The 16,186-nt window shown below is 69.2% G+C and carries 6 protein-coding genes; 1 reads left to right on the top strand and 5 read right to left on the bottom strand.

Features of this window, described 5'->3' with window-relative positions:
- Window positions 1-67: 67 nt before the first annotated feature.
- The 3 genes from K7472_RS24665 to K7472_RS33535 form a co-directional block, all read right to left on the bottom strand.
- Window positions 68-631 carry a Uma2 family endonuclease gene (locus K7472_RS24665; protein ID WP_222980739.1) on the bottom strand — a complete coding sequence of 188 codons (564 nt, stop codon included), beginning with the start codon at window positions 629-631 and terminating at the stop codon, window positions 68-70.
- A gap of 317 nt (window positions 632-948) precedes the next feature.
- On the bottom strand, window positions 949-1,209 hold the full coding sequence (locus K7472_RS24670) for a DUF7660 family protein (protein WP_222980740.1): 261 nt from the start codon (window positions 1,207-1,209) through the stop codon (window positions 949-951).
- Window positions 1,206-8,153, bottom strand: a complete 6,948-nt coding sequence (locus K7472_RS33535; protein WP_222980741.1) for an RHS repeat-associated core domain-containing protein — start codon at window positions 8,151-8,153, stop codon at window positions 1,206-1,208. Before K7472_RS33535 ends, K7472_RS24670 begins: the two co-directional genes overlap by 4 nt.
- 425 nt (window positions 8,154-8,578) lie before the next feature.
- Between K7472_RS33535 and K7472_RS24680 the strand changes: the two genes are divergently transcribed.
- Entirely contained in the window at window positions 8,579-13,525 is a 4,947-nt protein-coding gene (locus tag K7472_RS24680) for a LamG-like jellyroll fold domain-containing protein (protein WP_252396167.1), read from the top strand.
- A 101-nt stretch (window positions 13,526-13,626) separates the two neighbouring features.
- On the opposite strand, the gene K7472_RS24685 is transcribed toward K7472_RS24680, so the two are convergent.
- Together K7472_RS24685 and prfB are read right to left on the bottom strand one after the other, a co-directional pair.
- Window positions 13,627-14,607 carry a hypothetical protein gene (locus K7472_RS24685; RefSeq protein ID WP_252396168.1) on the bottom strand — a complete coding sequence of 327 codons (981 nt, stop codon included), beginning with the start codon at window positions 14,605-14,607 and terminating at the stop codon, window positions 13,627-13,629.
- 346 nt (window positions 14,608-14,953) lie between these two features.
- A complete protein-coding gene (gene prfB / locus K7472_RS24690; RefSeq protein ID WP_222980743.1) occupies window positions 14,954-16,060 on the bottom strand; it encodes a peptide chain release factor 2 in 1,107 nt (368 codons plus the stop codon).
- Window positions 16,061-16,186 lie beyond the last annotated feature (126 nt).

Raw genomic sequence — 16,186 nt, forward strand, 5'->3', positions numbered from 1 at the left:
CGCGGAAGTCTGCTGGTGTCCGCAGCCGGAAGGCCCGCTTGCGGTCAGCGCAGCCGCCGGACGCCATCTACTGCCGAGAGAGTCCGGCCGGGTCGATCGCGATGGGGAACGGGGTGTCCAGGTGTGTGGTCGCGCCGGCGAGTGCGGTGGTCCGCTGCACGTACTGGCCACTCTCCAGCTCGTAGATGGCGAGCATAGGGGCGGGATCAAACTCGAGTCGCCAGAAGTGCGGGATGGCGGCCTCGGCGTAGAGCATGGGCTTGACCTTGCGGTCCATGGTGCTGTTGCCGGGGGAAACGAGTTCGACGACAAGCCGGACCGCTTCGACGTCGACGGTGACGGGATCGTCGGCGGTCGCGCCGGCATCGGCCACAACCAGGTCGGGCACGACCAAGCCCGACGGCAGGACAACGTTGACTCCTTCCAGGACTTCCACTGGTGCGCCAGCGGCCCGGGCAGCCACATCCAGGGCGACATGGAGACGGAACGAGGCCCGTTGGTGGCGGACTCCGGGTGCGGGGGACATTACGAGGGATTCCCCCAGCAGCTCGTAGCGAATAGTGCGATCTTCGGGCAGGGCGAGGACGTCAGCGACGGTCCAGGGCCCCGTGTGGTCGATGGCAACGGTCATTCCCTTTCACCTCCTCGTCCACCCGGCAGGGCACGGTGTCACCTCAGCAAGCGGTACACGGCCAGCATACGGGCGCTGCCACCTGCCGACACCAGCTTCCGCTGCGGGGGTTCAGGCCAAGGCGCCCCCGTCAGCCACAACGCTGAGCGCGCCGGACGATCAGTGCGGGGCGCTGACGCGAGGGCGACTTGGGAAGTCCACCTGCACAACGGAGCTTCGTTGCGTACGACCAGCCCTGGCATCGTCCCCGTGAGCTGAGGTGTTGCGACGACCACTAGAATTCACCCCCCCAGGGTTTCACATTTCCACTGCTACATTTATTCGTACACGAGACCCGCCGAGAAAATCATGGCAATGGTCGACCAGCTCGGAATTTCGGGATCAACCCCTTCCGCGTAACGATGAAGGAATGAATCTAGACCATCCAGCCAAGCACTCGACGCTTCGACAAAGTCAGGGGTGCTTGGGTTCTCGACGAGAACCAACCCTCGCCGAGCCTTCTCTGCGAGATTAGCGAGATACGCCACCAGTTCCTGGCGCGAAGTCACGGCCAGCGCCGCATCGATAGGGCTGGTCATGGGGCCCACACCTCTCCAGTACCTCGAATCTTAATGGACGTCCCAGCAGCATCAGGGTCGAACTTCCACGCCTCACCGGCAGCCTCTTCGGGCGTCGCCATCACATACGGGATTTGCTCGAGTCCAGCCTTCTGGAAAGTTACCAGCCGGCGATTGTCGAGCGTGTGAAAATCGCCATCACGCTCTACGAGGCGGACCGGTGGAAAGTCATTCGGGTCAATTTCGCCAGACTTGATACCGGCCGCCGTATCTTCGATCGTATTTCCATTCTTGAATCGGGCAGACACTCCACGCTGCGAAAACTTGACAGTCTTCGGATCAATTGTGTTGCAGTTGTGCACCAGCACCGGCGTGCTGCCCGCCAGCACATAGTACGAGTGCAGGTCCGCGATCGTCAGGTCGTAGGTGACTGCTCTGCTGACGTAGTTGTGGATTCGGGTGACCACCGCCGGCTTGCCGTTGGGCTGGGTCAGGTGGGTGCCGGGGGTGAGGTGCGACGCGTCGGTCCACGTCTTCGTCGTGGCGTCCCAGAAGGGGTGGTGCCAGGTCGTCGTCAGAGTGGCGGGCTTGGCTCCCGGTGCCGCGATGGTCAAGGCCGTGAACTGGCGGTCCGTGGTCGTCCTGATGACGTTCTGGACCGTGTGCGCGGCCTTCCGGCCGGTCAGCGGGTCGGTGGCCATGACCTTGTCGCCGACGTGCACGTTCTGGATCGGGGCGGTGCGCCCGTTCGCCTCCAGCACCCTGGTGGCGCCGACGAAGCTGTGCGGCACGGCCGACGCCGCGCAGCTCGCGGCGTCCTCACCGAGTGACGCTCCCTCGTCGGCCGCGAGTTCCTCCCCCTCCCGTGCCGCCGCGATCTCCAGCTCGTCCTCGCCGCCCGTGAGCAGCGCCCCGCCGACGATCGTCGCCGCCTGCACGCAGCCGCCGACCGACGGGTTCGTCACGCAGCCGACGACCGTGTCGGCGCCCGACAGGTGGTAGCCGATCCTGGCCGCGTCCTTGAGGTAGTCGAAGAAGGACGGGTGGCTCGGCTTGGGGGCGGGGTGGTAATAGACGGGATCACCGAAGGTCGCGCTGTTGTGGTAGACCTCCATGTCGAACTGGTAGGAGGGCGAGGACGGGTCCCTCGGCGGGCCGCTGTGGGTGACCTGCGGATTCGACTGGAACCACGCCTCGCTGCCGACGTATCCGTCGCCTCCGATGAGCATCGTGCCGTCGGGGTCGGAGCCGGTCACCGGGTCGTTGCCCGCGTAGTCGTAGCCGCCCAGCTGGGTCGGATCGGAGGCCTCGAAGACGGGGTCGGCGGACAGGAAGCGCCCGGTGTTCGGGTCGTACTCGCGCGCCCCGAGGTTCTCCAGGCCCGTGTCGGGGTCGGGCGTTCCGCCCACGTAGCCGTCGTCGCCGGGCCAGGAGGAGGGTGCGGTCCCCCGGGCCTGGCCGAACGGCAGGTACGCGCGGCGGGTGACGCTCATCGAGGGGAAGTCCACCGCGAGGGTGTCGGTCCCCTGCCGGTCCGGGATCAGGTACTGGACGTCCCCGGTGCTGGAGCGCTCGGCGACCGTCTCGCCGCCGATCTCGTAGTAACGGGTGCCGGACAGCGCGCTGTTGGAGAGGTTTTCGGTGACCTGCTGGTCGTCGGCGAGGAAGAGCGTCGCCTGGTGTGCGTCGGTGCGCAGGACGAGGTTGCCGTCGGCGTCGTAGAGGTAGCCGGTCGTGCCGCCGGTGGCGGTGTCCGCGAGGGAGGCGAGCTTGCCCTGGTCGTTCCAGGAGAGCGTCTGGGTCCCGCTGTCGGTGGTGATGGAGGTGTTGTCGCCGGACGCGTCGTACTTGTAGCTCGCCGTCCCGGCCGTCTCACCAGGGCCGGTGGCGGTGGTGTTGCTCAGGGTGTGCGGCTGGTCGCCGGACGAGCCCTGGTTCGGGTACGCGTACGTGGTCGTCGTGTCGTCGGCGGTGTCGCCGCCGGTGTCGTGGTCGGTCTGGGTCTGCCGGTCGCCCGCGGCGTCGTAGGTCCAGCTCTGCCAGTAAGGCTGCGGCCCGCCGACCGTGGAGCTGCTGCCGGCGGTGGGGGTCGCGGCGCACTTGTCGGTCGCGGTCCAGGCGGCGGTCAGACGGGTGGCGTAGTCGTACTGGAAGCACTGGGTGTCGGTGACGGCACCGCCGTTCTGCGCGTCCGTCGTCGAGGTGACCAGGCCGGAGCCCGCCGACACCTGGCCGTCGCCGTACGTGTACTGGGTGTCGTCGACGGTGGTGGACGCGGCGGAGTCGGTGGTGCGGGCGTCGGTGAGCCGCTGGGTCTGCTGGTCGTAGCCGAGGTCGAGCGCGACCCAGTCACCCGAGGTGCCCATGGTGTACTGCGACGGCTTGCCGAACTCGTCGTACCCCAGGGCACTGACGTAGTCGGCGGAGACTGTACTGCTGTTGCTCTCGGCGCTGGTGGGATCGCCGTAGGTGTCGTGGCCGTAGTAGACCTGCTCGCCGGGCAGCCCGCCGACGGCCGCGTAGCTCTGGCTCGCCAACAGTCCGGTGCCCGCGGTGAAGGTGTCGCTGCTGACGTAGCCGCCGGACGGCTCCAGCACGGCTTCCGAGGGCGGCAGGTTGGCGAGGGTCTCGCGCTGGGCGACGGCGGTGCCGAAGGTGTTGTACGCGAGGACGGTGCTGGTGACCGAGGGGCTGGAGGTGCCCTCCTGGTACGAGGTGGAGGCGGTCGGCAGGCCCTTCTTGAGCGTGTCGTACGTCCACGCGTCGATCTGGTCGGATGCCGAGGGGGTCGCGCCTCCGGTGGTGTCGTAGGCGGCGGTCTTCCGGCCGTCCGCGTCGTACTGGTAGGTCGTCTGCTTGCCCCGGGCATCCGTGGTGGTGAGCAGCTGCCCGGCGTTGTCGTAGGTCGACATGGTGGTGCCGGTGTCCGGGTCGGCCTGCGAGGTGTCGTCGCCGAGCAGGTCGTAGGACCAGGACCAGGAGTTGCCGGCGGCGTCGGTCTCACCCGTGCGGTGGCCCGCTGCGTCGTAGGCGTACTTGGTGACCGAGTAGTCGGCGGCCGGATCGCTCGGGTCGTCGGGCACGCCCTGGTGGTATTGGTACTGCGCGGTGGTGTTGCCGCGGGCGTCGGTGAACACGCTCTGCGCGGTGCCGCCGGCGGGCGGGACGGTCGTGGTGACGTCGCCGCCGTAGGAGGTGGTGGTCCGCCAGGTCTCGGTGCCGAGGGCGTACGAGACCGCGGCCGTCCGGCGGCCCGCGCCGTCGTAGAGGTAGCCGGTCTCCGACGGGACGTCGCCGTCCTGCGCCTGCACGAGCGTGGCGGAGGGCGCGCCACCCGCGTAGTAGGGGCTGGTGGACTTCGCGGCCAGGCCGTCGGTGTCGTAGACGGTGTCGGACACGAGCCGTCCGCCGTCCATGGTGGAGCTCTGCGTCTCGCGCTGCCGCAGCATCGCGTCGTAGAGCACCTCGCTGGTGCGGTACGACTGGTCGTCGTCGAGGGTCTGCGTGGTGACGACGGACGGCGCGCTGTTCGACACCGCGTAGGTGTACTTGTCGTACGCGGCGGTGATGCCCGGCTTGAAGTCGGCGGTGACCCGGCCGAGGGCGTCGTACTGCTCCTTGGTGACGTAGCCCGCGGGGTCGGTGGTCTGGGTGGTCAGCTCCCGCAGCGGATCGTACGTGGTGGTCGTGACGTGGGTGAGCGGGTCGGTGACCGTCTCGGAGGTGGGTTCCGCGCCGGTGGCGGGGGTGTATGCGGTCTTGGTGGTGCGGCCGTCCGCATCCGTGGCGGCGAGCGTGCGTCCGTACTCGTCGACCTGGCTGGAGGTGGTCGTGGTGTAGACGGGCGTGGAGCCGTTGTAGGAGGTCGCCTTCTGCTGCGAGGTCACGTCGCCCGCGGTCGGCGGTGAGCCGAACGTCGTGGAGCCGTCGTAGAACCGCCGGACGTCGGAGACCGCGTCCCCGGGCAACGACACGGCGGCGCCGCACTTCACCGAGACGGTGTCGGTCTCGTCGGGGGTGTCGAGGATCCAGGCGTCGGTGTTGTCGTCGTAGGTGACCGTGGTGCACAGGTCGTCGGAGGAGACGGCGGCGTCGCCGAGGTCGTCGGTCTGGGTCACCCGGCCGTGGCTGTCGTGGGTGTAGGAGACCTCGGTCTCCCGGGTCGAGCCGCTGGACAGCGGTGTGTAGACGCGCTGTTCGGCCTCGCCGGTGATGTACGCGACCTGGTCCGGCAGGGACCCGCCGGGTTTGTGGGTGGCGGTCGGCGCGGACGACCACGGGTCGGTGATCGTGTCGGTGACGACCTTGCCGCTGCCCGCGCCGTCGTACTGGATGGTCTCGTACGTCGTGCCGGCGTACTGCTCGGAGTCGGTGACCGCGGTGTCCTTGCGCGAGTCGGTGATCGTCGCCGACCGGGTGGCGCCGCCTGGCAGCGTGTCGCCGTCCATGCCGCGGAAGTAGGTGTAGTCGGTCTCGGTCACCGGGTCGGGCGCCGTGCCGGTGGTGACCTTCATGCCCTGGTAGCCGCGCCACTGGTTCCAGGTGCGCTGGGCGGTGGGGGTGAGCGGGTTGTCGTCGTAGTGCCAGGCGGGCGTGCCCACCGGCTGGTAGTGGGTGGTGATGGTGTCGTTCACACCGCCGCCGGTGGGGTCCTGCTGGGTGACTCCGGTGACGATGTACTTGTTGAACCAGTCTTCCTTGGGGGAGGTGACTCCGGCGGGGGTCCAGTAGGCCGGATAGCACAGGCTGGTGTTCTGGCTGGCATCGGAGGGGGTGCCCGAGCCGCAGGCGGCGGTCGAGTAGGCGACGTCGATGATCTCGCCGGTCTCGGTGGTGATGCCGTTGAGGCGGTGCCGGGTGATCGGCGGGTACCCGTCGGTGACGTCGACACGGTTGGACAGCGCGGTGCCGGTCAGCGTGACGGGCGGCATCGTCAGGGACGCGGTGGAGCCGCCGCCGGAGGTGTCCTGACCGGTGCGGGTGATGGTGGACAGCCACAGGGAGGGCGTGGTCGAGTCACCGGTCGCCGGGAACGTGTGGGCCAGGCTCCAGGAGTCCACGTCGGTCTCGGTGGTGCCGACCAGCGCCTGCGTCTGGATGGTGGTCAGTTCGTTCTCCGACCAGAAGGTCGGAGAAGTGACCGAACATGCCTTTCCGTTGGTGCAGTTGAGGTCGTAGGGCACGTCGGGCCACTGCGCGGCGCTGGACGAGGTGAGCCCCGAGGTGGCACAGCCGCTCTGCGACGTGTCGCATCTGCCGTTGACCTTGAACGTGACCTGGGCGGCCGGGGAAGTGGCGTACACCTGGCCCGCCCGCTGGCCGTACTGGATCTTGTCCAGGTAGCCGTCGCGCGTGTAGGCGGTGTTGGCGGTCGTGCCGTTGTCCCGCGCGTAGTAGCCGGTGTCGGTGGTGTAGTAGTACGAGATGGCGTCCTGGTGCGGGTCGACGACGTAGTCGAGGTTCCAGCGGTAGGCCTGCTGGCACCAGGAGTTGGCGAAGGTCGCGTTGTAGCAGGGCTGGCCGGACGCGGTGGCGTACACCGGCTCGGTCCAGACCGAGTTGGTGGCGGTGTCGCCCGACGCGTAGCCGGGCAGCTGGTCGAGGCCGAAGTAGTACTGGGTGCCGTCGTCGGTGGTGACCACCCAGTACTCGCCGTTCTGGGCGCCGTTGACCGCCCCGGTCTTGTACTGGACGCGTTCGTCGCCGTCGTGTTCCGCGTGCCAGGTGCCGGTGGTGTCGTCCTTGACGAGCGTCGCCGAGGTGCCGTTGAGCGAGAGCGTGATGGTGTTCTCGTCGGACCAGCAATTGTCCGCGGTCTTGGTCGGTCCCGAGGGGTTCTGCTCGCAGGACTGGTAGGAGCGCTCGATGAAGCCGGGGTTGTAGTCGAAGCCGTCGCCGATCCAGGAGGCCTGGTTGTTGGTGGACGAGGTGAGGCCGTCCTGGGACTGGGAGTCGTAGCCGAGCGCGATCTTCGGCGCGAGTCCGCCGGGCACGCCGGGGACGCTGATCGGGTAGGACCACTGGAAGGCGTCCGAACTGCCGCCCGCCTGCCAGGAACTGGAGGGCGTCAGCGAGGTCGCGGTGAAGTCACCGCCGCCACCGCCCGGCGCGGAGGTGGCGGCCAGCACCCGGGTCGACTGGTCGGCACCGGTCAGCACCGCGGCGGAGGCGCGCGAACCGGTGGCCGGGGTGACCGCGCTCCCACCCGCCGCGCCGGACAGCGTCACGTCGGCGGTCACGGTGTGCGTGGAGGCGTCGTTCGAGGAGGCGACCGGGGTCTCGGTGCGGCAGGAGGCAAGCGTGGGCGTGGCCAGGGCGCAGGAGGGCAGCGAGACCAGGCGCAGTCGCGATGCCCAGTCGCCGCCGAAGGCCGAGGTGAACGAGGAGTAGTCGAAGGTGACTCCGACGTTCGTCCCCGTCCGGCCCGCGTCCGCGCGGTTCAGGGTGAGCAGCACGCCGTCGGCACCGACCGCGGTGGCCCGGTCGCGGGGCAGGACGTCGACGTCGACGGCCGTGGTGGCCGCCGCCGCGGTGGCCGAGGACGGAACGGCGGTGTGGCCCCGGGGGACGGGCGCGGCCAGCCAGACGGGAAGGGCGCCCGCCCTGGCACCACGCGCCGCGCTGCTCCTGGTGTCCGTGTCGGGGGACGCCGCGTCCTTCTGCCCGAGCGTGACCTTCGCCCGGCCGGTCGGCCAGGCCACCGCGGACGGGTGGTAGGCGGGCATCGTCTTCGGCCGCTGGTAGTGCGACGTGACCGGGGCGACGGGAACGGGCTTGTCCTTGGCCGCGACCGGCGGGCGGCGGTGCGCCGTCGCCGCCTCGGCCGGTGCCGTCAGCTGCGACAGGTAGCTCAGCAGGGCGAGGACGAGCAGCGCGACCGCCGAACGCCACAGGAGTGTGGCGCCTCCCGGCCGGCGCGGGTCCCTGAAGAGTCCGGGTCTGTGCGTGCTCCCGCGTGACGTCACCGTGTTTTCCCCCCAGCCCGCCCCGTGATCAAAGGTCGACCGGAAGCTACCAACCCCTCACCTTCTGGAGCTTTTTGCAACCAACTACGGACAGACTCTTTACCGGCGGCGCGCTTTCACAGCAGTGAAGTTGGCGGGTTCACGCCGACCCATAAGCCACAACTACCGGTAAATCCATCGTCGTTGAGTGAGTCACCTGTCAACAGGCCCACGGAAGGGTCGCTTGGCGGTTGGCGGTCGATCGCTTTACGTCGCCAACCGGACACTTGACGCTCTTGAAAAGACTTTTACCTCCACAGAACCGGCACACTTACCGCACAATGCACATCAACCCCCCATGTGGGCAGTGGACGCGCGCTGACACGGGCACCGGCCCGCTCCTAGCTTCGAGAGCGGCCGGGCCCGCCGGCCCGACGAGTCACCGCATGGGAGCAGGCACCACGATGCACACGACCCCGAGACCCGGGACGCGACCAAGACTCAAACGCGGCAGGATCACCGCCGGACTGACAGCGGCCCTCCTGATCGGCCCGCTGGGGCTGCCGGCCGCGCACGCGGTCACCGCGCCCGCCGGACAGCACCCCCGCTACGCGTCCGGCCAGCCGGCACCGGAGCCGCGTTCCGGCGGGAACACGTCCAACCTGCTGCCGTTGTCCGACGGTTACGGGGCGACGGCCGCGCAGGACTCGGCCATGGCCTCGGCGGCGGCGCGGGCGACCGGCAGCGGCAAGACGGCCGTGGTCGACGCGCTGACCACCCCCGTGCAGCAGGTGACCGCGGACCCGCGCGGCGGCTTCGAGCTGACGTCCAGTCCCGAGCCGGTCCGCACCCGCCAACACGGGTCCTGGGTACCCGTGAGCCTGTCCCTCCGCCAGGGAGCGGACGGCTCGTGGTCCCCGGCGGCGACGGCCTACGGAACCGTCTCCTTCTCGCCGGGCGGCAGCGGCCTCCTGGTCACCACACGTTCCGGCGGCACCACGCTGGCGCTCTCCTGGCCCGGCAGGCTCCCGAAGCCGGTGGTCGACGGCTCCACCGCCACGTACCGTTCGGTGCTGCCCTCGGTGGACCTCGTGATGACGGCGACCGCCAGCGGCGGCTTCTCCGACACCCTGGTCGTCCACGACGCCAAGGCCGCGGCGAATCCGGCGGTACGCGAGCTGCGGCTGACGACGCACGTGTCCGGCGGCCGTCTCGACTCCACCGGCAACGGCGCCCTCAGCGTCGTGGACAAGCGGGGCCGGGACCTGCTGGACGCCGCGAGCCCCCTGATGTGGGACTCCAACACCCGGCTGACGGCGTCCAAGGGCGCCTCCCGGGGCGCCGTCGCGGCCGACGCCTCCGACCCGGGCCACCCCGGGCTCGCCGCTCGGGTCGCACCGGTGGGCGCCGAGGTGTCGGGGAACGCGCTGTCGCTGAAGCCCAGCGGCTCCCTGCTGGCCGCGCGCTCCACCGCGTATCCCGTCTACATCGACCCCACGTTCAACTGGCACCCGGAAGACCCCGCGGCGCCCGCCTTCGACGAGGTCAAGCAGGGCTGCTCCAGTACGTCGTTCTACGACAAGTCCTCCGACGTGGCGGACGACGGTTACCTGGGCGTCGGGTACAACGGCTGGATCGAGGGCGACTGCGACACCGGCGACGAACACGCCCTCTACCAGTGGAACCTGCCGTCACTGCTGTGGGGCGCGCACGTCAACAGCGCCACGGTGAAGGCCACCGAGGTCTACTCGGCGTCGTGCACCGCGGGCTCGTACACGGTCAACCTGCACTGGTCCAAGGGCATCGGATCCGGAACGGACTGGAACAACCGCCCCGGGTACAACAGTTACTCGACATCGGCGGACTTCGGTCGCGCGTACAACCCGAAGTTCTGTCCCGACAGCGGCAGCGTCAGCGAGGGCTTCAACGTCCTGACACCGATCAAGGACGACGCGGCGGGCCACTCGTCGTCGTTCACCGCCACCCTGTCCGAGGACTCGGCGGAGTCCCGCCACGACGACGACGGATTCTCCCGCTTCGCCCACAACCCTTCCCTGGAGATCCAGTTCAACCGCGTCCCGACGACGCCCACGCCCGCCACCATGACGGCGGTCTCCGGCGCCGACAACGCGGCCTGCGACACCTCGGCCCCCTACCCGTACATGGGCAAGACGATCGCCAGCACGCCGCCGGTCCTGAAGGCCAAGGTCTCCGACCCGGACGGCGACAAGCTTCAGGCCACCTTTCAGTACTGGGTCGACGGCTCGTCCACCAAGGCCACCGGAGTCAGCGGTGACAACCTCGCCAGCGGCAGCTACGCGGCGTACAGCCTGCCGGCGAGCTTCATCTCCTCGCTGACCAGCGGGCAGGTCGTCGATTGGCAGGCCAAGGTGACCGACGGCGAGGACACCAGCGCCTACTCGTCCGTCTGCCACTTCACCGCGGAGCCCACGGCACCCGACACTCCCGGGGTCAGCTCGAAGGACGGCCTGTACCCACAGACCAACAACGGCGCGGACGGCACCAAGGGCGCCACGGCCGGCACCTCGGGGCAGTTCACCCTGACCGCGGGCAGCGGAACGAGCGTGTCGAAGTTCGTCTACCGCCTGGACACTCCTCCGGCGACCAGCAACCCGCCGGCCAGTGAAGTGGCCGCCGCCAGCAGCAATACGGCAACGATCTCCATCGCCCCGCCCTCCCCCGGCCCGCACACGCTGTGGGTGTACTCCGTGGACGCGGCAGGCGACATCGACGTGTCCGGCGCGTACGGCTACGGATTCGTCGCGGCCAACCACGCCGCGAAGACCTGCGCGAGCCTCGCGGCCTGCCTCGACAACACCGCGATCAGCTCCGACACGAACACCTCGGCCGGAGACGCGGACGGCTCCAACAGCTTCTCCGCCGGGGACCTGACGACGTCCGGGTGGAACAGCGGCGGCAAGGTCACCATCGACGGCGCCACGTTCTCGCTGCCCGCGTACGGTTCGGGCCAGAAGGACAACGTCCTGGCCGCCAACCAGACCATCACCTATAGCGGTTCGGGCAACGCGCTGATGTTCCTGGCGACGTCGACGCACGCCACGGCTGCGGACCCGGGAGCGATCAGCGGCGACGCGACGGCGCCGTACGTGCCCCAGGGCACGGCGGTGACGGGGTCGTACTGCTTCTCGGGCACGGACACCGGCCAGGCATGCCCCGCCACGGGATTGATCACGTACACGGACGGGACGACGGCTTCATACGACTTGACGGTGCCGGACTGGATCGCGGGACCCGTGTCACTGGCCGGCGCCTATCTCCCGCACTGGAACACGTCTTCGGGACAGTCGACGGACACGACCAAGCAGCCGAAGATCTATCCCTTCGCGGTCCCCATCGACCCGTCGAAGACCATCGCGTCGGTGACCCTGCCGGACGTGTCGCAGTCGGCCGACAACAACACACCGGCATTGCACATCTTCGGAATGGCGACGCGCGACACGACCGCAGGAACGCCGAAGGCGGACGGCTCGATAGCGACCCCGCCCAGCGGGCAGAGCTGGACGGGGGCGTGGGCGAGCCCCAATGAGGGCCAGTACAACTTCGAAGGCACGAGCTTCGGCAACCAGACCTTCCGGATCGCGATGAAACCCTCGATCGCGGGCAACACGGTGCGGATCAAGCTGGACAACGCTCTGGGCTACAGCAAGTTGGTGATCGGCCATACCACCATCGCGCCGGATGCCGGATCGCCCTCGCCCTCACCGGCCTCGGCGCCGTCGACGCTGACCTTCGGAGGCAGCCAGAGCGTGACCGTCCCGGCCGGCGGCATGGTCTACAGCGACCCGATTCCGTTCACCGTGGACCCCACCAAGTACCTCCTGGTCTCGTTCCAGTTGTCGAACTCCGTCCCCTATCTGGTACAGCACCCCTTCGCGGACGGTGACACCTACCAGTACGTCACGGCCATCGGCGCCGGGGACCACACCGCCGACACGACCGGAGCCCCGTTCACCGCGACCGGCAGTGTCAGCGGCGGGTTCACCGACCTGGTGACCAACCTCGACGTCGCCTCGTCCGGCACACCCACCGACGCGGTCCTCGGGGACGGGCTCGTCGATCCCCTTCAGCCGCACGCAAAGCCCGTCGGCGACGGCCACTACGTCTCCGCGATCCTCACCGACGACGAGCCGACCACTCCCACGCCGTACGGCAGCGTGGCCGAGGGCATGCAGGCCAACGAGGTGATGACCGACTTTCCCGAATCGAATCCCAACGGCGGCACGTACGGCGGCCCGGCGGCCCTGTCACGCATCGATCGCGACATCCTGGATGATCCTGGAATCAGCAGCGTCATCGTCAACGAGGGACTCGAGGATCTCCTGAACGGAACGAGCGACAGTGACCTGGTAGGGGCCTACAGTGCCCTGCTCCAGCAGCTGGAATCCTGGGGCATCACCCCGATCCTCGCCTCCCTGACGCCCTGCCTGCAGTATGCGGGCGACGGCGCCGCCTTCAATGACCAGTGCACCACCGGCAACTCGGTGGACCTGTACCGCACCAACGTCAACGCTTGGCTCGGCAGCCAAGGCAATCCCTGGGCGACGACGAACCCCACGTACAACGCCGACTTCGACGGCGCCGTCGCCACCCAGCAGTCCGACGGCACGGAAGAGCTGAGCCCGGGCTTCGACAACGGCGACCACGTCAATCTCACCAATGCCGGATTCGGCGCAGAAGCCAACACGTTGTTGCCGCCACACGACACCTGGGGCTTCGACGACGGCACCGGCTACACGACGGTCTCCGACACGGCGCCCAACGACACCGGGTTCGCGGACAACGACGCCACGGTGGGCACCAACCCGCTCACCCTGAACGGCACGACAACCTGGACCGACGACCCCACGCGGGGCGAAGTCCTCTCGCTCGACGGCACCAGCGGTTACGCCGCGAGCGCAGGACCGTTGCTCAACACGTCGCAGAGCTATTCCATCTCGGCATGGGCGAACCTGTCCTCCCTGCCAACGGGTGACGCCACACTCGCCGCGCAGGGCGACGCACAGCAGAGCGCCTTCGTGCTGGTGTGCAACAAGTCGGTCTGGTCCTTCTCCGTATCGTCAGCGGACTCATCGACGGCGACTTGGACCGACGCGTACGCAGCCGGAGTCACCGCGAACACCTGGACCCACCTGGTCGGTGTCTACAACGCGGCGACCAGGACGGCCGAGTTGTACATCAATGGGAAGTTGGCCGCGTCGCAGTCCAACGTCACCTCGTGGAACGCGTCCGGCGCTCTCACCGTGGGCGAAGGCAAATACGCGGGAGGCACGTTCTACTTCCCGGGCATGGTGAGCACCGTGCAGACATGGGACTACGCACTCGATCCCAACCAGGTGGCGGCGTTGCAGTGATACGTCAGGAGGACCTGACCTCATGAGAAGGGGCCCGGGGCGCGCGAAGTCCGCGCGCCCCGGGCCCCAGGGCTTCAGCCCGTGTCCCGTTGCCGTGCCGTTCAGGCCGCCGTGCGGCGGCTGGTCAGGCGGGGCATGACGCGGAAGGCGATGCCGCCCGCGATCATCGTCGCGGCGCCCACGATCAGGAACGTGGTGTCACCCGCGCCGGTCTCGGCCAGCTGCTCCTTGGCCTGGCCCTGCGCGACCTGGGACGTCGCGGTGTTGTCGGTGCTGGCGTTGTTGCCACCGCAGGTCACGCTGTCCTGGGACAGCGTGCAGGTGCTGTCGCCACCGGTGGACGACGAGCCGCCGCCGGTGGAGGAGCCACCGCCGGCGGACGAGGACCCGCCACCGCTGGACGAGCCACCGCCGGAGGTGCCGCCCTGGCTCGAGCCGGAGGAGGAACCGCCGCCGGTCTGCCCCTGCGAGGAACCAGAGGTCGAACCGCCGGTCTGTCCGGCCGACGTGCCGGAGGTGGACCCGGCGGTCTGACCCGACGTCGTGCCCTCGGTGGAACCGGCGGTGGAGCCCGCGGTGGAACCGGCAGTCTCGCCGCCCGTCTGGCCCGCGTTCTGGCCGGAGGTCGAGCCCCCGGTCTGGCCCGCGGACGTGCCGGAGGTCTGGCCCTGCGTCTCGCCACCCGTCGGGCCGGCGCTCTGGCCGTCCGTCGAACCGGCGCTCTGCCCGGCGGACGTTCCCGAGTCCTGGCCCTGGGTCTGCCCCTGGGCCTCACCGGCGGTCTGCCCGACGCTCGTCCCCTCGGTCTGGCCCGCGGACGTGCCGGAGTCCTGACCCTGGGTCTCGCCACCCGTCGGACCGGCGTCCTGGCCGTCCGTCGAGCCCGCGTTCTGCCCGGCGGTCGTACCCGAGTCCTGGCCCTGGGCCTCACCGGCGACAGTGCCCTGGTCGTCGTTGCCGCCCAGTTGGACGCCCACCTGGGTGCCGCCGACGCCGACGCCGATGCCGACCGCCTGGGCCGTGCCGACCGCGGTCAGGGACGCGCCGGCCAGGAAGACCGTTCCGGCGGCTATGCGTGCCATGCGCACGCGAGTCTTACGATTGGTCATTCGCCAACTACCCCCAGCAGCTGATCACATCGAATACGGGGCAGCTATGACCGAAGCGGCGACATCTCGGGGCGCTTCGAACCCCGGGGACCGCCTCCGGTCCCCCCGCCCCCGTTCGCCCGCGCCCCGCCATACGCTTGCCGCGCGCCAGCCTTCCCATTTTCCATGGCACCGTCAAGGTCGTTCAGCGCGTGATGCCCGGAATTGACAACGTTTGCCGGGCAGTTGGGTATAGGGCTGTGATAAAGAACTCCAACTTCCGCACAAACGGCACGAGTTGTTCGTGCGGAAGCCTTTTCGGCGAAAGCCGCAGGCGGGACTACTTCTCCTGCTGCTTGCGCCAGCGGATGCCCGCCTCCAGGAAGCCGTCGATCTCGCCGTCCAGCACCGCCTGCGGGTTGCCGACCTCGAACTCCGTGCGCAGGTCCTTGACCATCTGGTACGGGTGCAGCACGTACGAACGCATCTGGTTGCCCCAGGAGTTGCCGCCGTCGCCCTTGAGGGCGTCCATCTTGGCCTGCTCCTCCTGGCGGCGCCGCTCCAGCAGCTTGGCCTGCAGGACGTTCATCGCGGAGGCGCGGTTCTGGATCTGTGAGCGCTCGTTCTGGCAGGAGACCACGATGCCGGTCGGCAGGTGGGTGATGCGCACCGCGGAGTCCGTGGTGTTGACGCCCTGGCCGCCGGGGCCCGAGGAGCGGTAGACGTCGACGCGCAGCTCGGACTCGTCGATCTCGACGTGGTCGCTCTGCTCCACCACCGGCAGCACCTCGACGCCCGCGAACGACGTCTGGCGGCGGCCCTGGTTGTCGAAGGGCGAGATGCGCACCAGGCGGTGGGTGCCCTGCTCGACGGAGAGCGTGCCGTAGGAGTACGGGGCCTTGACCGCGAAGGTCGTGGACTTGATGCCGGCCTCTTCCGCGTACGAGGTGTCGAGGACCTCGGTCGGGTAGCCGTGGCGCTCGGCCCAGCGCAGGTACATCCGCTGAAGCTGCTCGGCGAAGTCGGCGGCGTCCACGCCGCCCGCCTCGGCGCGGATGTTGACCAGCGCCTCGCGCGCGTCGTACTCGCCGGACAGGAGGGTACGGACCTCCATCTCGTCGACCGCCTTGCGCACGGCGGTCAGCTCCGTCTCGGCCTCGGCGCGGGTGTCGGCGTCGTCCTCCGCCTCGGCCAGCTCGAACAGCACCTCGAGGTCGTCGATCCGGCCGCGCAGCGCCTCGGTCTTGCGCAGCTCGCCCTGGAGGTAGGACAGGCGGCTGGTGATCTTCTGGGCGCTTTCGGGGTCGTCCCACAGCGAGGGGGCCGCGGCCTGCTCCTCGAGCACGGCGATGTCGGCCCTCATCTTGTCGAGGTCGAGAACGGCCTCGATGGACTCCATGGTGGAGGAGAGGGACTTCAGCTCTTCGGATGCGTCGAGGATTGCCACGGGGTTCAGGGTACCGGTTCGCCCCGGAAGGCGGCCCCGGGCGGGCGATCAACGGCCCCGGCCGCCGCCTTGCACGGTCCCGGCCGCCACTCGCGCCCCGACCGGCCGTCCCAGGTACCCCGCCCG

This window comes from Streptantibioticus parmotrematis (assembly GCF_019890615.1).
GTDB classification, from domain to species: domain Bacteria; phylum Actinomycetota; class Actinomycetes; order Streptomycetales; family Streptomycetaceae; genus Streptantibioticus_D; species Streptantibioticus_D parmotrematis.